Source organism: Bacillus cereus group sp. MYBK14-1, from assembly GCF_051916885.1.
Taxonomy (GTDB): domain Bacteria; phylum Bacillota; class Bacilli; order Bacillales; family Bacillaceae_G; genus Bacillus_A; species Bacillus_A cereus.
On sequence record NZ_JBQAHM010000005.1, the window covers coordinates 199,830 to 224,717 of the forward strand.

Here is a 24,888-nt window from a genome sequence, read left to right on the forward strand (position 1 = left end):
TATGTAGTCTATTTGTTACAGCACCTGTGCTGTTTGTGAAGATAGTAAACTGTACCAACCTGCAACAGTTGGACGTTCTGCTAAATCTGCAAAAGTGATTTCTTTCCCTTCACGACGCCACTTTTCTACTAAACTCATAATTCTGACCGAATCAAGCCCTCTATTTAATAAGTCTTCATCAATATCAATACTCTCTACTGGCTCACGAAGTAGTTGTGCAACTAGTTCATGCACTTCCTGTATAGTGATTCCTTCACTCTCATCATCTTTTACACTTTGTAAATCGTTTAACAGTAGGTTTGTTGATGTCGTTACTGCACATCTATTAGATGCATACTCCAATGCTTGTTTATGATGCTCTAGTGAAAAATCAGCAACTGCATCTGCTACAAAGAACGGCTCTATACCATCCATAAATGCTTCACAAGCTGTTAAAAGACAGCCAATATGCGCATAAATACCGCAAATAATGAGTTGATCTCTTCCTTGTTCATTTAAAATTTCTAATAGATTTGTCTTTTTAAATGCACTATATCTCCATTTTGTTATGAATATATCATCCTCATCAGGAGTAAGTTCATCAACAATTTTCTTTTTATCTGGTCCAGCAGGTATACCGTCACCCCAAAAGTCTTGTAATAAACCTCGTTGTTCTAACGTTTGCCCACCAGGTTGTGCTGTATAAACAACTGGTATACCAAGTTCCTTACATTTTTCTCTTATCATTTTAATATTTGAAATAAGTTCTACTTTTGGTGATTCTTTATCGCTATATGCATCAAGAAAGTATTCTTGCATGTCATGAATTAAAAGTACTGCACGTTTCGGATCTGGTGTCCAATTCACTTTATTTTTTGGTAGTTCTGATTCAATTGGCATTTTATATACTGAAATAGATGGGATAGCCATCTAATCACTTCCTTCCGATTTTTATTATTGTTTTACTGTAATAAGTTTTTGAGCAATGACTTTACGTAGTTCTTTTTTGCTGACTTTTCCGACTCCTGTTTGCGGGAATGATTCAATAAATTCAATTCGATCTGGAATTTTATAAGCCGCTATACCACGTTCTCTTAAAAACATTTTTAATTCACTTACTGCCGGAACTTGTCCGCGAACTATAACAAAAGCACAGGTGCGTTCACCTAAATAATCGTCAGGCATAGATACGATTGCTACGTCATGGATCGCATCGTGTGCTAATAGATGATTTTCAACTTCTTCCGCAGCAACTTTCTCACCACCACGGTTAATTTGATCTTTATCTCTTCCTTCTACAATGATGTATCCTTGTTCATTTACTTTTACAAGATCACCTGTGCGATAAAACCCATCCTTTGTAAATGATCGTGCATTATGCTCTTCGGCTTTATAGTAACCACGAATTGTATATGGACCTCGTGTTAATAAACTACCTACTTCGCCCGGTTGTACATCGTTGTCATTTTCATCAACAACTCGTACTTCATCGAGTGCAGACATTGGTCTACCTTGTGTATGAATAATAATTTCTTCCGGATCGTCTAATCTTGTATAGTTCACTAATCCTTCCGCCATACCGAATACTTGCTGTAACGTACATCCAAATGTAGGGCGTATACGTCTTGCTACCTCAGCACTAAACTTAGCACCACCTACTTGAATAACCTCTAGGCTCGATAAATCGGTATTACGAGAAGATGCAGCATCAAGCCAAATCATTGCTAATGGCGGAACGAGCGCTGTAATTGTAACTTTTTCTTTTTCGATAAGAGCAAATGCCTCATCTGGACTACCACCAGTTGCCAATACCACTTTTCCACCCGCATAGAAAGTTCCAAATGTCCCTGGAGAACTCATTGGGTAATTGTGTGCTACTGGAAGAACTGCCATATAGACGCTTTCTGCATTCAAATTACAAATTTTAGCGCTAACACGTAAACTATAAATATAGTCATCATGTGTTCTAGGAATTAATTTAGAAAGACCTGTTGTGCCTCCTGATAATTGGAGAAACGCAACATCACTTGGCTGAACTTCTGGTAATGAGACGGGATCCATATACAGATCATTTATGTTCACAAACTCTTCTTCTTCTCCCACTACAATTACATGTTGTAAATTTGGCACTTTCTCTTTCACTTCTCTTGCTAGTTTTCGATAATCAAAACCGAGAGCCTTATCTGAAATAACGTAAGCGCTCGCCTCGCCAAAATCACAAAAATAACTAATTTCACTGCTTCGATGTGACGGCAGTGCAAAGACAGGAAGCGCTCCAATTCGAAATAGTGCAAAACATATTTCGAAAAACTCGATAATGTTAGGTAACTGGATTACAACTCTGTCCTCTTTCTTTATTCCTAAATTCAGTAAACCTGCTGCTAAACGATCTACCTTTTTATTAAGTTCACTATATGTTATATGCTTCTTACCACTTACAACCGCGATTTGATCTCCATATTTCTCAGCCCGCTCTCTTAACACTCCTCCAAATGTTTCACCAAGCCAACATCCTTCTTCTCGGTAACGATCGGCAAATTCTTTTGGCCATTCTGTATAACCTACTAGCATTCTTTCTTCCCCCTATTTTTCATTAAGTGAACTATCTCTTAACCCTAAAGCTTTTAGCATTGTTTGGAACTTAGCTGATGTTTCTGCTAACTCATCTTCTGGTTTTGACTCAGCAACAACTCCAGCTCCTGCATATAAACGCAGTGTATTTTCTTGTACTTCAGCACAACGAATTGTAACAATCCATTCTCCATCTCCATTTAAATCGCTCCATCCTAGCATTCCTGTAAAGAACTCGCGGTCAAATGGCTCAATATGCTGTATAGCCTCTCTTGCTTTTTCCATCGGAGTTCCGCAAACTGCTGGCGTAGGATGAAGGGCAATTGCTAATTGTAAAGAAGAAGTATTTGGATCCTTCAGTTCACCTTTCACTTCTGTAGACAAATGCCACATCGCTTCACTATGAATAACTGATGGCTTTTCTGGAACATGTAATGTATGACAATACGGACGAAGTGCAGCGGCAACCGCTTCCACTACTACCGCATGTTCATGTAAATCTTTTGGAGAAGAAAGTAATTCCTCTGCTCTTCTTTTATCTTCTACTGGGTCCTCACTACGTGGCCTTGAACCAGCTAACGGGTTAGAAATAACTTGCATACCATTACGTGAAACAAGTAATTCAGGACTTGCTCCAATTAGCGTCTTACTGTTCTCTTTTTCATCTTTCGGTAAATTCACAGCAAATGTATAACCATGCTTATTATGCTCTGCTAATTCTCGCAGAAGTTTTTGCTTATCAATCTTTTCCGAAGATTTAACATCTAACGATCTAGATAGAACGATTTTCTTTAAATCACCGTCCTGTATTTTTTTAATTCCTTGCTTCACACCATTCATATAAACTTCAGGGTCTGGCATTGGCGTCATTTCAAATGTTACGTTCTCATTTGTTTCAAGCTGATTTGTTGTATCCAATTGTAAACGCTCAGAAATCCTACTATATTCTGGTACGATAAGTTGGACTTCTTTTCTACGATCGAATGGCAAAGCACCCACAACGATAGGATTTGGATTTCCAGCTTGTTTCGCATTACTTAATGTCGCTTGCACAAGCTCTGGGAAATTTTCAATTTCACGATGCTTTACTGTAGTAAACTCTCCTTCTGCTAATATCGTTCGAGTTGGTGAAGCGAAAAAGAATGAAGATTCAGTCTTATAATCTTCTAAAAGTTTTTCTGACAATTCCTTTACAGCTATATGTTCATTCATAATATAATAACCTCCTGAATTTTGATTAAACTCCTAACGTAGCACCGCCATCGACACATAAATTGTGCATTGTAATATGACTTGCTCTATCTGAGGCTAAAAATAACACGGCTTCAGCAACTTCTGAAGGTTGTGCAATTTTTTGTAATGGAATTCCGAGTCTATATGTATTTTGAGAACCAGCAATTATATTTTTAGCTCCATTCTCATCAGCCCATAGTAATCTTTGCATCTCAGTTTCAGTAGAACCTGGAGAAACTAAGTTGCAGCGTATATTGTATGCCGCAAGCTCTAGTCCTAAACATTTCATAAACATCGTCGTTGCAGCCTTTGACGCAGCATACGCAGCCATCTCCATTCTCGGCGTATTTGCCGCATTTGAACCGACTGTAACAATTGCCCCTGATTTTCTTAACATCATATTTTTACTTACCGCTCGGGACATATTGAAAACCCCTGTAGTATTTACAGAGAATGTTTTATTCCAATCTTCATCACTTAACGAATGAATTGGTCCCATACGTAAAACCCCTGCAACATTTATTAAAATATCTATTGGCGCTATTTCATTTGCAATATGATTTACCATGTCTTCAACAGCAGCGCTATTACTCACATCTAAACGAAACGTTTTCATACGTGTTTTATTTAATTCATTTTGATTTAAGAGTACATTTAACCCCTCTTCATTTTGATCAACCGCAATAACTGTGGCTCCTCTTTCTAAAAACATTTTGGCAACAACACTGCCTATGCCTTGTGCTGCACCTGTTACTAAAACTGTTTGCCCATCAAATTCCCCTAAGTTCATTTTCTCTATCCTTTCACATAAACATTAATTTCATTAAGTAACATAAATGATATTGATTTTCATTATCATTCATGTTGTAAAAAATAATACACTTACTAAACTAATTGGTCAAGTGCGCATTACTTTAAAATCCATTTTATTGATAATGTTTTTCATTTACTATCTTACACCGAAATGATAATGTTTCTCAATAAACTTGTCAATCTTTTTTTATTTTTCAGATAAAGTATTTTAATGCTTCTTAATAAAATCATACCTAAACGCATTAAATGTACTTATATTATAAATAAAATTCAAACTCCTCTTTTTAAAATTGAAGAAGATAAACTAGAGATACGTTCATTTACAATGCTTTATGAAAAACTCAAGTATATATTTTCTCAATATTTTTCTGAAAATATATCTTACAAATACTAATGAATGTCTTCTTTATCATTTAAGATTTAATATATATTTCGAATATGATGTATCAATTTATTATATTCCAAATGGGTATTCCACTCACTTTTACATCTATAAAAATCACAAAAGTAATTTAACCTTGTTAAAATAACTCATAAAAAAGCATCCTAATTAATAGAATAGGATGCTTTTTCGTAATCATAGTGTTATAGAAGATTTGTATACTTATGCTACGCTGCGATACTCTTCTTCTTGTTCTTTTTTCTGTTTAGGTGCTTGAATTAAAATTGCGATAATGAATGACACGACACATAATACACCGATCACCATGAACGTTGGTTTGAATCCACCTAGAAGTGCACCGATAAAGGAACCTGCAAGCGCCCCAAATCCAAATCCTTGATACACAATTCCGTAGTTCTTACTATGGTTTTTCATACCGAAGAAATCACCAACAATAGCTGGGAAAATAGTGATATTTCCACCAAAGCAAAACGCTACACTTGCTACACATACGAAGTAAATACCATAATTTAAATCTACAAAACTTAGAACTAAGACTGAACTCGCCATAACAACAAAAGTACCAGTAACGATTTTTAAACGCCCAATTTTATCCGATAACGGTCCTAAAATGATACGACCTAATGTATTGAAGATTGCAACCATAGCCACCGCATTAGCTGCTGTTGCTGCGCTAAGTCCTACAAGTTGAACACCAATGTCTTTTACCATACCAATTAAGTATAAGCCACTCATACATGATGTAAATAACATGATAAATAATAAGTATACTTGTTTTGTGCCTAACATTTCTTTCGTTGTGTATTCCTTAGTTTTTGTTTCATGAGCTGCTCCTTGATCTGCAGCTTGATGGATTAAACAAGCACCAATTACAATCATAGCTGTAACAATTAAACCCCAGTATATAAATGCTTGCGATACACCAACTGATTCAATCAACTGTGCGTTAACGTATTTAAAGATTAAGCTACCTGAACCATATGCAGAGACAGAAATACCAGCAATTAAACCTTTACGCTCTGGAAACCACTTTATTAAATTTGATAGTGAAGTGATATATGCTGTACCATCTGCATAACCTACAACAACTCCTGCTAGTACATAAAGCAATATTAATGAAGAAGCTTGTGAACTAAGTATTAACCCTAGTCCTAATGCTAATCCAGCTATCATAATAAGTTTACGAAGTCCCCATTTTTCTTGCAATTTACTCGCAAATAAAGTTGAAAATGCTAAAGAAAGACTAGTAATTGAGAAAGTTATCGCAACAGCGTTAAGACTCCAACCGTATTTACTAACTAAAGGCTGATTGAATAAACTCCATGTATATATCGTCCCAAGCCCCATTTGTACTATAACTGTGCCAAGGACAACAAACCATGGATTAACAGTTGATTTTTTCATACCTTTCCGCCTCCTCTTTCTATTTCAATGCTATTCGCTAAATTTACTTTTTTTATGTTCATTTTGGTCACCTCTTTTGATTTGACACCTTCATTGTATAAGATGTTTTCGTTCATGTAAGCACTTACAAGACAGAGCGTCAAAAACGTAGAATCAGTTACAAAAAACGAAGGATGAAATACAAAAACTACTTATTAAATACGTAACAGTTATTTAATAAGTAGTTTTTGTATAAGCTCGATTTACATTTGTTTTTGAACCCTTTTTTAAAAAGTGAAACAATAAAACCGTCTCTTTACTATTTATTAAAGAGACGGTTTTATTAGGTCAATTCATAAGCCTGACTTTCTTTATACGTTTATAATTGTTTCTTCAAATGTAACAATTGGCTCTACAAATTCCATCATAATGAAAGCATTTTTAATACGTCTTGTTAAAACTTCTTTTAATTCTGCACACATTTGTTCTGTAAGTGATTTTACAAATACAAAGTTATGATAATAAATCACACTCTTCTCTTTACTTAATGGGTTTAAAAACATCCCTTCTTTTGTAACGAGAGCATTAGAATGCCCCGATAAAGTTGAAAGAAACGTCTCTAAAATTTTTATTTCTCTTTTTGAAAACGATTCTTCACAAACTACTTTAATATTCATTTCTGTTATCATTTATATATTCCCCCAACCATTTTTTCACAAGGGGATACTATAATACTATTAAATTTTCACAAGACTCCCCTTGTCGTTCATAAAATTCACCAGAAAACTAAGTTGACTAACTTGTTTTTTCCCTTTATTCATATAAATCTCTCCTTTCGTATATATTACTTCTCCATTTGTAATTGATTACCTTTTTATATTAAAGTTTTTCTATGTTTTTAATTGGAATTTTACCAATTAGAGATCTTATTAATAAACGTATATTTTTCTTATACTCCTGAAAAAAACTTTACTTATCTACTTTACGTTTTGTGCTACATAGTGTCTGTTTTTTGAATAATTTGTTTCTCTGCAGTATTTACATAGAAATATTGTTTCGCTAATGCTGAAAACAATTTACTTTGCTTATAATAAAGTGAAACTTTAATCAACCCTCACCAATCGGGCTTTTATGGGCAGCAGGGCCCCCACCTAACTTCTTTGCTTCCACTGAATTTTGAGGTGGGGGGGTCTTACTGCCCAGCAAATAGCGGGATAAACTTAAATAAAATATAACTTTTAACATAAGAGTACTTTATACTCTTCTATTAGAGAACAAATTTTTTCCCAATAAATAAAACTAAATATTCACTAATATATCTATCCGTGGTTTAATATATATAATAAAAAAATATTTCTGTCTTTAATGAGGAGGTACTATGAAAGCAAACGTAGGGGATACTATACTTTTTCAACGAAATAATTTAAAGATTACAGGATCTGTATTAAAACTTTATACTGAATCGGTCTTAGTTGAAATTACAAATGTAAGCGGTGGTACTTTTGAATTTGATCGAACAATTGTAAATCATAAAAACTATAAAGTTTTAAATACAAATACATAAAACAACACAAAATAGCCCCTGCTCAACAGCAGGGGCTATTTTATATAAAAATATTTCACTAGTTTATATACCCTAAAACATTAACAATCTTACTCGCTTTTAAATTGTTAATATGATAATAAATTTCTAAACCTCTTCTCTCTGCTCGTAACACTTTACCCTTCATTTTTGATAAATGTTGTGAAACAGTAGATTGCGGAATATTCAGTAACTCTGTTAATTGTGTTACATTACAAGTTTTTCTCGTACTTAATTCATTTACAATTTGCAGTCTGATTGGATGCGCCATAATTTTTAAAATATCTACATCTTCTTCTGAAACTAAAGTTTTTCTCATTTCACTCGTATATGTTGTCATAAGACATTCCCCTTTTATATGAATTCCATATTCATAAGATCTATTTCCAAATTTTTTAAAACCCTTGATTAAAACTTTCATATAGAAATAAAAGGATTTTAAATTTTTGAAAACAGAACTTACATTCACTTTATTTATTTATTTGGTACATATACATAATACAATGTTAATATGTGCTCTATGTGAAGTTCACATAAATTTGTGATGAAGATTTACTTAGCCACTCGCATCCTACTCATCTAATTACTCACTGCGTAAAATCATCAGTTATTTTAACACATTTTAGGCGTTTGTATATACTATTTATAAAGTGAAACTTTAATCAGTGGGGCTTTTGTTCATCCCCCACTGATTATCAGCCCTCACCAATCGGGCTTTTACGGGCAGCAGGGCCCCACCTAAATTCTTTGCTTCCCCTGAATTTTTAGATGTGGGTCTTACTGCACGGCAAATAGCGAGATAAAACAACTTTTATAAAGGGGGGATTCATATGCCTACAGCGTTACAAGAAGAAGTCGAAGAAGCACGGGAAACATATGTCAGTCGTATCATCTTAGTTGGAGGATCGACTTTATTTTTAGTAGGCGGGGTTATATCGGCAATTTCAGCTTTTAAAGCTTATAATCGTTTGGAGAATACGCCGCCTTCTACAGATAATTCATAGATATTTTATAAAATAAAACGTCGCCTCTAATATGAAGAGACGACGTTTTATGATTCATACATATGACACTAAAAGTATCGATAGATTCCCTACTCCATTTTCTAAGCTTACTTCACCACAAACCTAGTCTGACTACAACCATCCTTCTGCTTCGTTACTTCTAATACAGCTGGCATTGCGTTTTTCAGCTCTTGTACGTGTGAAATGACACCGATAAATCGGCCTGATTTTTGTAAGTCAATTAAGGCGTCTACTGCTTTCGTTAATGATTCTTCATCTAATGAACCGAACCCTTCATCGATGAACATCGTTTCGATGGAAATACCACCTTCATATGCTTGAATGACATCTGCCATTCCTAGCGCTAGGCAAAGTGATGCATTAAATTTCTCTCCGCCGGATAGTGTTTTTACATCGCGTGTTTGGCCAGTATATGCATCGTACACATCTAAGCCTAATCCACTTTGACGGTTTCTTTTTTCAACTCGTTCACTTCGTTTTAAATAAAATTGTCCGTTTGATAATTTACGTAATCGTTCGTTTGCAATTTGAACAATTTGTTCTAAATACTCAATTAAGATGTAACGTTCAAATGATATACGGCTCTCGTTATCACCTTTCATTACTTCATATAAGTCAACAAGTTCTTGGAAAGCTTTTTCTTCCTCATGAATTTGCTCATCAATACGTCTAATGTTTTCATGTAAATCAGAAATATATGTTACCGCATTTTGCGCACGTTGACGTTTTTCTTTAATGATATCGAGATTAATTTGTAATTCTGTTATGTGTTCACCTAACGCTGTAATATCCATATACTCTTTATCTTTTAATTCAGCTTGTAACTCTTCAATTTGTTTTGCAAGCACTTCAAGCGATGAATAATAACCTTGAATTTCTTTTTGTAACATTTCCATCTCGTGATCGCTTAATTTGGCTTCTTTATACGTGAATTCGTCTGTAAACCCGCTTTGTTCTAGCTCTTTCATAAAGCGTGCGAAAGTCTCTTCTTTCTTTAATTTTGCACTTTCAAATTGATTAGAAGCACCTTTTTGTTCTGCTTGAATACGTATATTTTCATTTTGCCAATGCTGATACGCTTCCTGCACTTTCTTCCATTCGTCCTCCATTAACCTAAGTTCCTGCATAGCTTGGTCAAACTGTGCTTTCCAAGCTTGTACTGTTTGTAAGTTTTCTGGAATATTTCGTTTATCATGTTCATATGACGTACGAAGTTGCATACACTCCATTTCTGTACGGTGCTGCATTGTTTCCACTTCTCGTTTTTGTTTCTGAAGTTCTTCTATTTTTTCTTCTACGCTTTTCATGTTCGCAGCAATCTGCTTACGTGTTTCTTCACTTGCTTTTAACGTATTAACGTCTGCAGCTAATTGTTTTCCTTTTTGAACAAGTGCACTATATGTTTCAGCTAATTTTTCCGAGTTGTAGCCGCGCTTCACAACTTCTTCTATCACTTGTTCATATTGTAGTCGATAGAAATTCCATTTCTCCTCTACTTGCACATGTAATTTTTCAGCAATGTTCTTCTTATCTCTTAAATCGTTTAACTCTTTTTCATCGATCGCATTACTTTGCTCTGTAGCTTTTTGCGGATGATTCGTACTACCACATACCGGACAAGATTCACCGTCATGTAAATGAAGAGCTAATATACCAGCTTGTTCACTTAACCAGCGGCGCTCCATGTTTTCATATGCACGAACTGCCACTTGCATTTTATTATTTGCCGCTTCTTTTTCTTGCTCGAATTTTTGTTTTTCTTGCCAAACATCATATGCTTGCTTTAAAACTTTTGCATCTTCTCGCATATTCGTTAGTTCTTCTACTTTAGCTACATATTGCTCAAGTGCTTGTTCTAATTGCTGCAATTCATCAGAGATTCTCTGTTTTTTGTTTGTATGCTCTTCTAGTTGTTGATCTAACTTTTGCATACTTTCTTTTAATTTCCCTATTTGGATTTCGGTATTTTGTAAATTCAGCTTTCTCTCAGCTAATGATTCAATAATCGCTTGTAACTCTTCTAATCTTTGAACAAGTTTTTTAGCCTCTTCTCGCTCAGCTTCTTTATTCTTTACTACTTCATACTTCTCCTGAGCAAGTTCAAAGCTATTCATTATCTGTTCTTGTTTGACGCTTATCTGTTTTAACAAACTTTCAGCTTTCTGCTCATTTTCCATCGCTTCTTCATACCATTGTTCAAATGGTAATAAGCGCTTTGCTTGTTCCGCACGTTTAAAGGATTTTTCTTTCCTTTCAATTGCTGCACGGTTCTCTTGTAAAGTGTTATATTTCTCATTCTTTTGTTGTAAATCTATAAATTTCTCATTTACAGATTTTGCTGCATGAAAACGTGTTTCTGCATCCTTTAATTGCTTCGTTTGAACATCTTGTTCTACTTGTAATTGCTCAACCTCTGCCTTATACACGGTTGTTTCTTGTTCTAACGCTTCTACTACTTGATGCGTATTTACATGTTCTTGTGCCACTAATGTCTCTAATAATGCTCCATCACGGATTGGTAATTTAAAAACATTACGGAAATAGAGCTCTCTCTCTTTTTGTTTTTCTTGCAAGACATCTTTCCATTGTTTTCTCTTTTGATCAAGTAACTCACGCATTAATTTATAACGATCCGTTTTAAAAATACGACGTAAAATCTCTTCTTTGTTTTCCGTCTCAGATGTTAATAGTTTTCGGAATTCCCCTTGGGGTAACATAACAATTTGGCTAAATTGATGTTTACTTAACCCAATTAAATCTTCCACTTTTTTGTTTACGTCTGTTACATGAAAACGATCGACGGCTGGAACGTTTTCTCCATCAATAACTTCATATAATTCTACTGCATGTCCTGTAATGGTCTTATTCCCTTGTTTTTTATGTCCAAGTTGTCGTTTTATTTCATAGCGTTTCCCTTTTAACTGAAAGGTTAATTCAACACTTGTATAAACATTATCATCAGCAAATTGACTTCGAAGCATGCTCGTATCACTACGTTCTTCTCCACTAGCCTCACCATATAACACATAACAAATCGCATCAAAAATCGTTGTTTTTCCAGCTCCCGTATTCCCAGAAATAGCGAAAATACGATGTTCTCCAAGATCTTCAAAATCGATTACTTCTTTCTGTTTATATGGCCCGAATGCTGTCATAATAAGCTGAATCGGTCTCATCCTCGTTCACCTTCCCGTTCTTGCACTGTTTGTAATACATCTATAAATAGGCGTTCTTTCTCTTCTGATAAATCTAACCCTTTCATTTCTTTATAGAAAGCCTTTAAAAGAGATAAATCATCCGTTTTATGTCTTGAAACCGTTACTTCATTTGTATCTGTGAGTTCTCGCCTTTGCATCGCTCTTTCAACGTGCATTGCATTTGGATATACAGATCGTATTTTCTCCATTGGCTGTAAGACAGGGTTTTCGTCTAATAATTTTACAAATACGTAATCTTCACTTACTGGGTGCTGTAATAATTCATCTATTTTCGCTTCTACTGTTCGCATTTTACGACGTGGTGAAAGTAACCTTTTTTCAATTGCTACTTCACCAGTTTCATTCAGTTCTACAATGTAATAACCTTTTTTATGTTTCTCTTCAGAAATTGAATAGGCAAGTGGTGAACCTGAATATCTAATGGTCTCATTACGTACGAAATGCGCTTGATGTAAATGTCCAAGCGCTGTGTAATGAAACTTATCAAAATAATGACTATTTACATATTCAGCACCACCAATTGAAAGTGGTCGTTCTGCATCACTTGTATTCTCCTCCGTTTCTCCTGAAGAAGTTACAAATGCATGTCCAACAAATACATGTCTAGCTTCTTTATCCATCGTTTCAGAGAGCTCATTCATAAAAATGCGCATCGCATCATCATGAGAACGTACGTCTTCATTTTTCAACACGTGTCTAACTATGCTTGGGTCTGCATACGGTATTAGATGGAAGTGAACCTCTCCATATTCATCATTTAGTACAACAGGTTCGTACGGGAATTGAAATTGACCTGCAATATGTAATCCTTGTTTTTTCATTAAACTACTTCCAAAATGGATACGATCCGGACTATCATGATTACCAGCTACTGCAATAACTGGTGTTTGTAAATCAATAACTATTTTTTGCAGCACATCATTTAATAAGTCTACTGCTTCTGTAGGTGGAATTGCTCGGTCATATAAATCCCCTGCAATAATTACAGCATCTGGTTTTTCTTCTTCAACAGCCTGTACAAACTGATCTAATACAATCTTTTGGTCTTCAGTCATATACACGCCATGAACAAGCTTTCCTAAATGCCAATCCGCTGTATGAAATAACTTCATATTTTTCTACTCCTTTTAATTTACTGATTTTAGTGAAACGAGTTGATAGTTTATTGTAGTTTTTCCGTTCTCCCACTCTAGTTTCAATATCGTTGCACTTCCAATTCTTTCTTCATTTGATTTATATAAAGGCAATATTTCTTTAATTGTAAATAAGTGGTAACCATCCAATATTAATTGAAATATATTTTCTTCAATATGTAATCTTACTTCTTTTTCATTTGAAATAATTTTTGTGTGCATCTCAAATTTCATGATAGATACAACCCCTTTTTATAATCTCTACATTTTAATAGTATAGTGGCTATGCAAGATTGACAAGTACATACACAGCAAAGTACACACTTTTCTATTGTTATATGCTTTATGTATTTTATATAAAATACGGTATGTGAAATTTTACATTTCCCCCAAAATAAAAATGCCTATTGTGACATCTTTATTTTTGTATAAAGTCTTTCATTACATAATATAAAACGGTAATTAAGACGATTGCGACGAAAAATGAGAACACTGCGACAATGTAGCCATCTTTATTTAATAAAATACAGAATGAAATAGATATTATAAAAATCGGAAATACGAGACGTACTTTATCCTTCACTTCTTCTGTCGTATCTGTATGATGAAAATACTGCGTTATTCCTATCATTAAAAAAGACAAAATAATAACCGACAATAGTAAAGGTCCTGGCATTCCGATTTCTCCTTTCTCTATTTCTAATTCAATGTAAAATTTTTTATTACAATTGTACGATTTATTTTTTCTTCAAACACACTTTTAGAATTGATAATGAACATTTCACACCTATATAATAGCGCTTTTATCATTATAACTTCAAATAATTACACTTACAGTAATGTTGTAATATTCCCCCTCAGTCTCTGAAATCCTGCAAAGATAACTCGTCAAAATATGCAGTGACCAAATTAATATTTACCGTCAACTTTTGACAAAATTTATAAAGGACATTTCAGTACATATCAAGAATTAAGAATAAGAAGATATGTAAGGGAGGATGCATTATGACTGAACAAGTTTTATTTTCTGTTAGTGAAAACGGCGTTGCGACAATTACTTTAAACCGTCCAAAAGCACTTAATTCTTTATCTTATGACATGTTACAACCTATCGGACAAAAACTTAAAGAGTGGGAACACGATGAGCGTATTGCACTTATCGTGTTAAAAGGAGCTGGCACAAAAGGTTTTTGTGCAGGTGGCGACATTAAAACTCTTTATGAAGCGCGTTCCAATGAAGTGGCATTGCAACATGCAGAACGTTTTTTTGAAGAAGAGTATGAAATTGATACATATATTTATCAATATACAAAACCGATTATTGCTTGTTTAGATGGAATTGTAATGGGCGGTGGTGTCGGTCTTACAAATGGTGCGAAGTATCGCATTGTAACTGAGCGTACGAAATGGGCAATGCCAGAGATGAATATCGGCTTCTTCCCAGACGTCGGAGCTGCATATTTCTTAAATAAAGCGCCTGGATATACAGGACGATTCGTTGCTTTAACAGCATCTATTTTAAAAGCTTCTGACGTATTATTTATTAATGCTGCAGATTACTTTATGACATCTGATTCATTACCAGAGTTTCTTACTGAACTTGAAAGTGTAAATTGGCATAAAGAAGATGATGTACATACTAATTTAAAAGAAGTTATTCGTACATTTGCAACTGCTCCAAACTTAGAAAGCGAGCTCGCTCCTTCATTAGAAGTAATCAATTCGCATTTTGCTTTCGATACAATTGAAGAAATCATCCATTCATTGGAGAAAGATGAAAGTTCCTTTGCTCTAAAAACGAAAGAAACACTGTTATCAAAATCCCCTATTTCACTAAAAGTAACATTAAAACAGTTTATTGATGGACAAGATAAATCCGTTGAAGAATGTTTCGCTACGGACCTTATACTTGCTAAAAACTTCATGAGACATGAAGATTTCTTCGAAGGAGTACGCTCCGTTGTCGTTGATAAAGATCAAAATCCGAATTATAAATATAAACAGTTAAGTGACGTTTCAGAAGAAGATGTGAATCGTTTCTTTAACTTACTTAATGCATAAAATGAAATTGTCATGAGGGGATATTTTGTTCATCCCCCACCTAACTTCTTTGCTTCAGCTAAATCTTGTGCGGTGAAAATCTTACTACCCGCAAATAGCGGTATAAAATCGAGGCTATATAGTAGTGTAATTACAGCTACTATATAGCCTTTTTTATTTAATTATTTTTAATAAAATTTAATTTTATTAAATCCATTTTTATGCTACACTGATTTTAATCAAATATTCTAAAAATAAAAAGGAGGGGCGGCTATGATAGAAAATTATCTTCTTTTCATCATTATGTCTATTTGCCTTATCATTTTACCTGGTCCAGATACAGCAATGGCTACGAAAAATACATTGGTTGCTGGTAAAGTCGGTGGAGTGAAAACAGTGTTTGGTACATGTATTGCACTATTAATTCATACTTTAGCTGCTGTAATTGGTCTTTCTGCACTTATTGTAAAGTCAGCTCTTTTATTTTCTATTTTCAAGTACGTTGGGGCTCTCTATTTAATATATATCGGTATTAAAGCCCTTTTAGCAGTAAGAAACAAAGAAAACTTAGATACAAATGATCTATCTTTGAATAATGAAAACGAACATACTTCTTGCTTTCGCCAAGGATTTCTTACAAATTTATTAAATCCTAAAGTAGCAGTCTTCTTTTTAACTTTTTTACCACAATTTTTAAATCCAAATCATAATACATTTATTCAACTTCTTGTAATGGGCCTTACTTACCTCGTTTTAACAGTCATTTGGTTTGCATTTTATATATTTTTAATTGATAAAATTAGTGCTTTTATGAAAAAACCGAAGACGCAACGTTATATTCAAGGGCTAACAGGAGTCGTCCTAATTGGATTTGGTATTAAACTAGCTTTTGAAAAAAATAATTAACAAGACGAAAACCACCACTATTAATAGTGGTGGTTTTCATCTAATAACGGATTTGGTTGTTTACTCTATATTAAAACCAGCGCTCAGTTACAACTTTTTTACGTGTATAGAATTGAACGCCATCTGTACCATTTGTACCTAAATCACCAAAGAATGAAGCTTTATTTCCTGCAAATGCGAAGAATGCCATTGGTGCTGGAACGTTTACGTTTACACCAATCATACCAGCATCGATATTATCACGGAATGTTTGTGCATGTTTACCATTTGACGTATAAATAACCGCACCATTTGCAAATTTAGATTGATTTGTTAGTTTAATACCTTCTTCTAAATCTTTAACACGTACAATACTTAATACTGGAGCAAAAATTTCATCTTGCCAAATTTTCATTTCTTGATTCACGCCATCAAAGATTGTCGCACCTACAAAGTAACCTTCTCCAACTTCTTCATTAATTTTACGGCCATCTACTAATAAAGTTGCCCCATCTGCTACACCGCTATTAATATAGCCTAAAACGCGCTCTTTATGAGATTCACGGATTAATGGTCCAACATAGTTATCTTCGTTAAAGCCATCGCCTACTTTTAATTTTTTCGTTTCTGCTACTAATACATCAATAAATTCATCAGCAATTTCATCCACTACTGCTACTACTGAGCATGCCATGCAGCGCTCTCCACTACTTGCAAATGCAGATCCAATTACACCTTGTACTGTTTTCTCAAGATTGCAATCTGGCATTACAATCGCATGGTTTTTCGCACCTGCTAATGCTTGTACACGTTTTCCGTGTTTCGTACCTGTTTCATATACGTAACGAGCTACCGGCTCAGAGCCAACGAACGAAACAGCCTGAATATCTTTATTTTCTAAAATGCTATTTACAACATCTTTTCCGCCTTGCACTAAATTTAATACGCCTTTTGGGAAACCTGCTTCATAGAATAATTCTACAAGTCGCTCCGCTAAAAGTGGCGTTCTTTCAGATGTTTTTAATACGAATGTATTACCGCAAGCAATTGCAAGTGGGAACATCCATAACGGAATCATCATCGGGAAGTTAAACGGTGTAATACCAGCAACAACTCCGATTGGGTAGCGCCAAATCGATCCATCAATTCCGCTAGCGATATTCGGAAGTGCTTGACCCATCATTAAATTTGGCGTAGATGTTGCAAGTTCTACTGCTTCAATACCACGCTGTACTTCACCTGTTGCATCCGTTAGCGTCTTACCATTTTCTAGCGTAATGATTTTTGCAAGCTCATCTTTGTTTTCTTGTAATAGCTGTAAATATTTATATAAATTTCTTGAACGATTTGGAACTGGTACTTTAGACCATGTTTCGAATGCTGCTTTTGCCGCTTCAACAGCTTTTTCAACATCTTCTTTTGGAGATAGTGGAACGTAAGCGATAATTTTTCCAGTCGCTGGATTTGGAACTGCTTCTACTTCCGTACCTGTCGATTCAACCCACTCACCATTAATGTGATTTTTTACTCGTTTAATTTCAGTTGTAATCATTGTATTCTCTCCTTTGTATAATTTATTTTTGATTAGAAATTAATTGCTCGCTAACTTTCTTATATAAAGCAGCCATATCGTTTTCACCATATCCAGCTTGACTCGCTTCGTCATATACGTTTAATAACATTTCGCTTACCGGTAAATGGAGTTCGCTTTCCTTAGCTAAGTCAACTGCAAATCCTAAATCTTTCTTCAATAAGTTCACAGTAAATCCTGGCTCGTAGTTTTCAGGTGCTATAAAACTTTTATAATTACGTTCATAAATTCTACTTTGACCGTAACTTACATTTAAAATATCAAACATTTTATCTAAATCCATATTATTCTTTTTCGCTAATGTTAAAGCTTCACTCACACCAGCTGTATAAAAACCAATTAATAAGTTATTAATTAACTTAACAGTTGTACCACTATCAATCTGCTCACTAACGTGGAAAATGTTCGCGCCTAGTACGCCCATGATAGATTCCGTTTTCTCATATACGTCTTTCGATCCACCAACCATAAACGTTAATGTACGGTTTTCGGCTCCTATTACACCACCGCTCACAGGTGCTGCTAAAAAGTCTACTTTCTTTTCCTTTGCAGCTTCCTCTAACTGTTTGTTTAACTGCGGCGATACCGTACTTGTATCAATGAAAACTACATTCGAGTGACCATTTTCAAATAATCCTTCTGCTCCAAAATATACCGCTTCAACAGCGCGAGGTGAAGGTAAACTTGTAAAAACTACATCACATGTTTCTGCTAGTTTTGAGATTGATAGACCGATAATTCCGCCTTCTTTTTCAAAGGACGCTTCCGCCTCTTTATTTAAGTCCACGCCATATACTGTGTAACCTGATTTAACTAGATTTTTTGACATTGGAAGGCCCATGTTACCTAAACCGATAAAACCAATCTTTTTCATATCGCTTTCCTCCTATTTACACAATATATTTCCCGCGATTTATAATAGCTTTCGCAATTTCTCTCTTCTTCGTAAATACGTTCGTGTATAAAGGCACTAATAATTGACGGATTTCAGCTAAAATCACATGTCTATCTTGTTCTTCTGTGACAGCCGCTGAAAGTACAGAAATCGCCGCTTCTTCTACTTTACGGTATCCTTCTTCACAAATAACATCCGTTATTAATTGCTTCGTACGTTCTTTTTCCTCACCATTTTTACTTACCGCTTTTCTCGTACGTAAAAACGCTGATTCCATGACGTACACGTCCGTCAACATATTTGAAATTACACGTGAATATTCTTGTTCTTGGTCAATTTTTAGGCCTGGAGTTTTAGAGAGCGTTTTCAAAGATTGTTTCAACAATTTTTTCGCTAATAAAATGTAACGATGGTTTCTTTCTACATTTGCTACATCACTTTCTACTTCAGTATCTTCTAATTGTTCGATTTGCTTCATTAACATTTTGGCAACTGTTAATCTATTAATTTCGTTCGTTCCTTCAAAAATACGACTAATTCTAGCATCACGATATAATCGTTCTACCTCATACTCTTGCATATAACCGTAACCACCATGAATTTGTACAGCTTCATCTACGATATAAGCAAGTGTTTCAGAAGCATTTACTTTATTCAGTGCACATTCAATTGCAAATTGGGACATTTTCTTCATAAGATCTTCATCGCTCTCATGAATTGCTTCATCGATTACACCTGCCGTACGATAAGCTGCACTTTCGGCTCCATATGTAGCAATGATCATATTTGCAATTTTCTCTTGAATCATCGTAAAGTCTACTAATTCCGTTTGGAACTGTTTTCGCTCTTTTCCATATTGAACCGACAAACCAATTGCTTGTTTTGCTGTTCCAATATTTCCAAAAGCAAGTTTAAGTCTAGCAAAGTTAAGAATATTAAGGGCTACGTGATGCCCTTTCCCAACTTCCCCTAAAACATTTTCAGCAGGGATGACAACATCTTCTAAAATAAGAGTCGCTGTTGAAGAACCTTTAATCCCCATTTTCTTTTCTTCTAATCCAATAGATACACCTTCACATGTTCTTTCGACAATAAACGCTGTCATTCCTTTATTTGTCTTCGCAAAAACAACGTATACATCTGCCATATGAGCATTTGTAATCCATTGCTTCTCACCATTTAACTTCCAAGCTGTTCCCTCTTCATTCAATACGGCGCTTGTTTTTGCACTTAATGCATCCGAACCAGCATTTGGCTCTGTTAAAGCATAAGCCCCAATCCATTCTCCCGATGCGATTTTCGGTAAATATTTTTCTTTTTGCTCTTTCGTTCCATAATATATGTAAGGCAATGTACCGACACCAGCGTGTATATTAAAAGAAACGCTAAACGCACCAGCGTAACCCATTTTCTCTGCTACAAGACCTGAGACAGCCTTTCCTAACTCGAACCCGCCATAATCTTCTGGTACCTCAATGCCTAATAATCCAAGTTCCCCAGCTTTCTCAAATAATTGACGAGAAACTTTATAGTTATGTTGTTCAATATTCTCCATTTGTGGAACAATTTCTTGTTTAACGAATTGTTCTGTCGTTTTTGCGATTAAATCTTCATCACCTGAAAAATCTTCTGGTGTAAAGTAAGTATGATTTATATCTTTATTAAGTGAAAAGAATTCATCCCATGGTAACTTCGTTTTCTCCATATGTATCCCCCTATCATTCGGCTTTCATAGCTTTTTGCTTATGCTCGTCTACGATGAGTGGAATATCTTTTTTGAAAATAGAAGGCGATGATTTTTCACATCAAGCATTTTATTTTGCCAAAGATGTATTTTCATCGCCTTCGCTGCTTTATCTATTGATCTTCTGATAATACTGTTTTTGCAATACCAGTATCTAACTCTTCAAAGTCATGATATGAAATTGTTTCGTATAATTCACTTCTCGTTTGCATATTAGAAAGTGCATCTTTTTGAGAACCTGTTTCTTTAATTAAAGCAAACACATTTTCATACGCTTTCGCTGCAACGCGAAGTGAAGTTACAGGATAAATAACCATTTGGAAACCCATATTCGCAAATTCCTCTGCACTATAATATGGAGTTTTTCCGAATTCAGTCATATTCGCAAGCAAAGGTGCATTTACCTTACTATTAAATAGACGGAATTCTTCCTCTGATTGAAGCGCTTCAGGGAAAATTGCGTCTGCACCTGCTTTTACATATGCATTTGCTCTTTCAATTGCTTCATCTAATCCTTCAACGCCACGAGCATCAGTACGTGCTACAATGTATAAGCTCGGTGCAACTTCTTTAATCGCTTTAATTTTTTGAACCAATTCTTCTGTAGTAACAAGTTTCTTACCATTTAAATGTCCACATTTTTTTGGTAATTGCTGATCTTCAATTTGGACAGCTGCTACTTTCGCTTCCACCATTTCTACAGCTGTTCTCGCCACATTTAGTACACCACCAAATCCTGTATCAATGTCAACAAGAACAGGTAAGTCTGTAGCTCTTACTAAATCTCTTGCTCTCTCAGCCACTTCAGTAGACGTCACGATACCTAAATCTGGTAAACCTTTACTTGCAGTATAAGCAGCTCCTGATAAATAAAGAGCTGAAAAACCTGTATTTTTCGCAACAAGAGCTGCCATTGCATCATGAGCACCTGGAATTTGCAAAATTTCATTTGCTTCTACTAAAGCTCGGAATCGATTCGCAAGCTCCTCTTGTGTTGACTGTTTTTTCACAACCCAAGCCATTCTAAATTCCCCCCTATTATTAAATTAAGAATAGATCTACAAATTCGTTTACATTCATATTTTCTAGTTTTTCTTCATTTAAACAAACTTCATGAATTTGTTCTTGTTGCTTACTAGAATAATGACCTGCCATATTTGCAGTGAATTTTTGAACAACTTTTGGAATTGCTTCGTCTCTACGGAAGCGGTGACCAAGCGGATATTCACATTCCACATTTTCTGTTACTGTGCCATCTTTAAAGTGAACTTGAACAGCGTTGGCGATTGAGCGCTTGTTCGGGTCAAGGTAATCTAAACTGTACTGTTTGTTTTCAACAACAACCATCTTATTACGTAATTCATCTACACGTGGATCGTTTGCTACTGCATCTTCATAATCGTCTGCAACGATATCTCCTTTTAATAAACCAATTGCCGTAATGTATTGTAAGCAATGATCACGATCAGCTGGGTTATTTAATGGACCTTCTTTATCAATAATACGAATTGCTGATTCATGAGTTGTAATTGTAATACGGTCAATTTCATCTAATCTCTCTTTAATTTCCGGATGCAACTTCACTGCACATTCTGCAGCCGTTTGTGCATGGAATTCTGCTGGATATGACACTTTAAATAATACATTTTCCATTACATATGACTCTAGTGGTCTTGCTAATTTTAATTCTTGTTTATTGAATAATACATCTTGGAATCCCCATCCTGGCGCAGATAATGCTGTTGGATAACCCATTTCACCTTTTAGAGCAGTCATTGCAAGATGAACACCGCGGCTCGTTGCGTCACCTGCAGCCCATGATTTACGTGAGCCCGTATTTGGAGCATGACGATATGTACGAAGACTAGAATTATCAATCCACGCATGTGATAATGCATTAAAGATTTCTTCACGTGTTCCGCCAAGCATTTTCGCAACTACTGCAGTTGTTGCTACTTTTACATATAATACATGGTCAAGACCAACTCTGTTTAAGCTGTTTTCTAAAGCAAGCACGCCTTGAATTTCATGTGCTTTAATCATCATTTCTAATACTTCACGTACTTTTAAAGCTTCTTTTCCTTCTGAAATACGAACACGGCTAATATAATCTGCAACTGCTAAAATTCCGCCTAGGTTATCAGATGGATGTCCCCACTCTGCTGCAAGCCAAGTATCGTTATAGTCTAACCAACGGATCATACATCCGATATTAAATGCACCTTTTACTGGATCTAGTACATAAGACGTACCTGGTACACGTGTACCATTTGGCACGATTGTTCCTGGCACAACTGGTCCTAGTAATTTCGTACATTCTGGATATTGCAGTGCTAAAATTCCACATCCAAGTGTATCAAGTAATACGTAACGAGCTGTACTGAATGCTTCTGCACTAGTAACCTCTTTATTTAATACATAATCGGTAATCTCTTCTAATAATGCATCTTTTTGCTTAATTTCATTTGTTTTAATCATGCTATTCTTCCCTTTCTGTCGAAAATTCGTTATTATTAATGATGGGTGTCGGTCAAACACCCATCTGGCGGGCGGCGCTAACAACTCCCCAGTTGTTCTTATTTACTAAGTACATGTCGCTCGCCAATATAATTTACACGAGGACGGAACAAACGATTATTTGCATGTTGCTCAATAACGTGCGCACATAACCCCACTGTTCTAGAGCTAAAGAAGATTGGTGTGTAAAGTTGAATTGGAATACCTAGCATCCAATATACTGGAGCTGCATAATAATCAAGATTTGGATAAATTCCTTTTTCTTTTTCCATAATCTTTTCTCCAGCTTCACACATTTCATATAGTGTATAATCACCTTTTACATCACATAACTGTTTTAAAGCTTCCTTCATCATAAGTGCTCTTGGATCCATCTTCTTCATATAAACACGGTGTCCAAAGCCCATAATTTTTTCTTTGTTATATAGTTTCTTCTGTAATAACTCTTCAAATTTCTCAACATTACCAGCTTCTAAAAGCATGTACATAACCGCTTCATTTGCACCGCCATGTAAACTTCCTTTTAAAGATGCAACTGCACCTGTTAAGGCACCGTATAAATCTGATTGTGTTGATGCAATAACGCGAGCTGTAAATGTAGAGTTTGGCATTTCATGCTCACTATATAAAACAAGGGAACGATCAAAGATCTTTTCCTCAAGTTCAGTTGGTTTTTTACCAGTTAACATATAGAAGAAATTCGCACTATAAGATAATTCTTTAAGAGGTTCAATTGGCTCCTCATTATTTAAAATATGATAGCTATTCGCTACAATGTTTGGCACTTTACTTAGCAGCTTGTACCCTCGGCTTTTATTCACTTCTAACGAGCGGTTTTCGATATCATTATCGTAACCAGCTAACGCTGACACACCTGTACGTAATCCATCCATGGGATGCGTCTCTTTAGGCAATGCCTTTAGTACGTTGAATACACCTTCTGGTACTGCATATTCTTCTTTTAATTTCTTTTCAAGTGTTACTTTTTCATCTTCATTCGGTAGGTGTTCCTCCAATAAAAGGTGCACAATGTCTAAATACTCTTTTGTTTTTGAGAGTTCGATTAAGTCATACCCTTGAATTACAATTTCACCTTTTACTGTGTCAAGAAACGAGATTTTCGTCTCCGCTGCCACTATACCATCTAATCCCGGGGAAAATTTCTCTTCAGCTTTCATCATTATTTCCTCCAATCCTAATAGATCTTCGTGCACATAACTGTAAGCCTTTACAATATTGTGAAACTACATTTCTATTTCAATGTATCAGAGTTTTTAGAAGATTTCAATTTATTTTATAATGATAAGTTTCCTACACTTTTCTTACTGTAACAATACAATTTTTTGAAAATAATTCTTATATTTTATAAAGAAAGGATAGACTTCTTTGCGTATTTTCAAAAACAAGATATAAAGATTTTTCATATAACACCGCCAAATATACAATTATTCTAATTTTATTTGAGAAATAGAAAAAACGAGCTGTACATAAATACAGCTCGTTACTATATGATATTTATTTCACTATCTCTTAAATATAATTTTTATATAAAACTTATTCATTTTTAATAAAGTTATTATTTTACATAATTAAATTGAATTTCTTCCATTTCCTCATGATAACTTACAAATAAATCATAGTTTTGAAAATACCAAAGATCATCAGAATCTACAAAAAATATAATACCTTCCTTCTCAACTGACACTATTTCGCCATCGGGTTTCTCAGCAACAACCCCTAAAGAATATCCGGGCTGAATTGAACTATCCCCTCCGTACCTTACAGTAAAACGTACAGATTCACCGTGCTTTATACGTAATTCTTCCTGGAACCATTGCAGAGCTTTACGATCAATTGAAATTCTCATCTTTATTCC

At 35.0% G+C, this 24,888-nt stretch carries 22 protein-coding genes; 4 read left to right on the forward strand and 18 right to left on the reverse strand.

The genetic code is table 11. The features are described from left to right. Positions 1-15: 15 nt before the first annotated feature. The 6 genes from ACTFR3_RS15895 to ACTFR3_RS15920 all read right to left on the reverse strand — a co-directional run bounded on the left by ACTFR3_RS15895 (position 16) and on the right by ACTFR3_RS15920 (position 7,071). A complete protein-coding gene (locus tag ACTFR3_RS15895; protein ID WP_440044576.1) occupies positions 16-909 on the reverse strand; it encodes an isochorismatase family protein in 894 nt (297 codons plus the stop codon). A gap of 24 nt (positions 910-933) precedes the next feature. Beyond that, the gene (locus tag ACTFR3_RS15900; RefSeq protein ID WP_440044577.1) at positions 934-2,550 is read right to left on the reverse strand and encodes a (2,3-dihydroxybenzoyl)adenylate synthase; all 1,617 of its coding nucleotides are present in this window, start codon (positions 2,548-2,550) and stop codon (positions 934-936) included. A 12-nt stretch (positions 2,551-2,562) separates the two neighbouring features. Beyond that, positions 2,563-3,762 carry an isochorismate synthase DhbC gene (gene dhbC, locus ACTFR3_RS15905; protein ID WP_001002068.1) on the reverse strand — a complete coding sequence of 400 codons (1,200 nt, stop codon included), beginning with the start codon at positions 3,760-3,762 and terminating at the stop codon, positions 2,563-2,565. A 25-nt stretch (positions 3,763-3,787) separates the two neighbouring features. Continuing rightward, positions 3,788-4,573, reverse strand: a complete 786-nt coding sequence (gene dhbA, locus ACTFR3_RS15910) for a 2,3-dihydro-2,3-dihydroxybenzoate dehydrogenase (protein WP_001048437.1) — start codon at positions 4,571-4,573, stop codon at positions 3,788-3,790. Between the two features lie 627 nt (positions 4,574-5,200). Further along, positions 5,201-6,403 (reverse strand): L-lactate MFS transporter, encoded by a 1,203-nt coding sequence (locus ACTFR3_RS15915; RefSeq protein ID WP_440044578.1) that lies wholly within the window; start codon positions 6,401-6,403, stop codon positions 5,201-5,203. Between the two features lie 350 nt (positions 6,404-6,753). Next, complete coding sequence (locus ACTFR3_RS15920) at positions 6,754-7,071, reverse strand: hypothetical protein (RefSeq protein ID WP_000627304.1); 318 nt, start codon at positions 7,069-7,071, stop codon at positions 6,754-6,756. 689 nt (positions 7,072-7,760) lie between these two features. Here ACTFR3_RS15920 and ACTFR3_RS15925 point away from each other — a divergent pair. Further along, a complete protein-coding gene (locus ACTFR3_RS15925) occupies positions 7,761-7,946 on the forward strand; it encodes a YkvS family protein (protein ID WP_000646793.1) in 186 nt (61 codons plus the stop codon). 58 nt (positions 7,947-8,004) lie between these two features. On the opposite strand, the gene ACTFR3_RS15930 is transcribed toward ACTFR3_RS15925, so the two are convergent. Beyond that, the gene (locus ACTFR3_RS15930) at positions 8,005-8,304 is read right to left on the reverse strand and encodes an ArsR/SmtB family transcription factor (protein WP_000214801.1); all 300 of its coding nucleotides are present in this window, start codon (positions 8,302-8,304) and stop codon (positions 8,005-8,007) included. Between the two features lie 490 nt (positions 8,305-8,794). On the opposite strand from ACTFR3_RS15930, the gene ACTFR3_RS15935 reads away from it, so the two are divergent. Then, complete coding sequence (locus tag ACTFR3_RS15935) at positions 8,795-8,968, forward strand: hypothetical protein (protein ID WP_001141668.1); 174 nt, start codon at positions 8,795-8,797, stop codon at positions 8,966-8,968. A gap of 107 nt (positions 8,969-9,075) precedes the next feature. Here ACTFR3_RS15935 and ACTFR3_RS15940 read toward each other — a convergent pair whose 3' ends face one another. From ACTFR3_RS15940 to ACTFR3_RS15955, 4 genes are all read right to left on the reverse strand, one after another. Beyond that, positions 9,076-12,165, reverse strand: a complete 3,090-nt coding sequence (locus tag ACTFR3_RS15940; protein ID WP_440044579.1) for an AAA family ATPase — start codon at positions 12,163-12,165, stop codon at positions 9,076-9,078. Next, positions 12,162-13,319 (reverse strand): exonuclease SbcCD subunit D, encoded by a 1,158-nt coding sequence (locus ACTFR3_RS15945; RefSeq protein ID WP_440044580.1) that lies wholly within the window; start codon positions 13,317-13,319, stop codon positions 12,162-12,164. The genes ACTFR3_RS15940 and ACTFR3_RS15945 overlap by 4 nt, the downstream gene beginning before the upstream one ends. 15 nt (positions 13,320-13,334) lie before the next feature. Next, entirely contained in the window at positions 13,335-13,574 is a 240-nt protein-coding gene (locus ACTFR3_RS15950) for a DUF2584 family protein (protein ID WP_000667342.1), read from the reverse strand. Between the two features lie 184 nt (positions 13,575-13,758). Then, positions 13,759-14,016 (reverse strand): hypothetical protein, encoded by a 258-nt coding sequence (locus tag ACTFR3_RS15955; protein WP_001119404.1) that lies wholly within the window; start codon positions 14,014-14,016, stop codon positions 13,759-13,761. 329 nt (positions 14,017-14,345) lie between these two features. Here ACTFR3_RS15955 and ACTFR3_RS15960 point away from each other — a divergent pair, with 329 nt between their 5' ends. Further along, positions 14,346-15,401 carry an enoyl-CoA hydratase/isomerase family protein gene (locus ACTFR3_RS15960; RefSeq protein WP_000139777.1) on the forward strand — a complete coding sequence of 352 codons (1,056 nt, stop codon included), beginning with the start codon at positions 14,346-14,348 and terminating at the stop codon, positions 15,399-15,401. Between the two features lie 252 nt (positions 15,402-15,653). Then, positions 15,654-16,286, forward strand: a complete 633-nt coding sequence (locus tag ACTFR3_RS15965; RefSeq protein ID WP_000572360.1) for a LysE family translocator — start codon at positions 15,654-15,656, stop codon at positions 16,284-16,286. A 70-nt stretch (positions 16,287-16,356) separates the two neighbouring features. Here ACTFR3_RS15965 and ACTFR3_RS15970 read toward each other — a convergent pair whose 3' ends face one another. From ACTFR3_RS15970 to ACTFR3_RS16000, 7 genes are all read right to left on the reverse strand, one after another. Beyond that, positions 16,357-17,817 carry a CoA-acylating methylmalonate-semialdehyde dehydrogenase gene (locus ACTFR3_RS15970; RefSeq protein ID WP_000633344.1) on the reverse strand — a complete coding sequence of 487 codons (1,461 nt, stop codon included), beginning with the start codon at positions 17,815-17,817 and terminating at the stop codon, positions 16,357-16,359. 22 nt (positions 17,818-17,839) lie between these two features. Then, positions 17,840-18,730: an NAD(P)-dependent oxidoreductase gene (locus tag ACTFR3_RS15975; RefSeq protein ID WP_000719409.1), complete on the reverse strand. Its 891-nt coding sequence runs from the start codon at positions 18,728-18,730 to the stop codon at positions 17,840-17,842. Positions 18,731-18,746: 16 nt separating this feature from the next. Further along, complete coding sequence (locus tag ACTFR3_RS15980) at positions 18,747-20,456, reverse strand: acyl-CoA dehydrogenase family protein (protein WP_000415995.1); 1,710 nt, start codon at positions 20,454-20,456, stop codon at positions 18,747-18,749. A gap of 152 nt (positions 20,457-20,608) precedes the next feature. Continuing rightward, the gene (prpB, locus tag ACTFR3_RS15985; RefSeq protein ID WP_000312639.1) at positions 20,609-21,517 is read right to left on the reverse strand and encodes a methylisocitrate lyase; all 909 of its coding nucleotides are present in this window, start codon (positions 21,515-21,517) and stop codon (positions 20,609-20,611) included. A 19-nt stretch (positions 21,518-21,536) separates the two neighbouring features. Continuing rightward, positions 21,537-22,973 (reverse strand): 2-methylcitrate dehydratase, encoded by a 1,437-nt coding sequence (gene prpD / locus ACTFR3_RS15990; RefSeq protein ID WP_000598123.1) that lies wholly within the window; start codon positions 22,971-22,973, stop codon positions 21,537-21,539. Positions 22,974-23,071: 98 nt separating this feature from the next. After that, positions 23,072-24,193 carry a citrate synthase gene (mmgD, locus tag ACTFR3_RS15995; RefSeq protein ID WP_002041090.1) on the reverse strand — a complete coding sequence of 374 codons (1,122 nt, stop codon included), beginning with the start codon at positions 24,191-24,193 and terminating at the stop codon, positions 23,072-23,074. A gap of 395 nt (positions 24,194-24,588) precedes the next feature. Beyond that, the gene (locus ACTFR3_RS16000; protein WP_001222842.1) at positions 24,589-24,879 is read right to left on the reverse strand and encodes a HesB/YadR/YfhF family protein; all 291 of its coding nucleotides are present in this window, start codon (positions 24,877-24,879) and stop codon (positions 24,589-24,591) included. Positions 24,880-24,888: the final 9 nt, after the last annotated feature.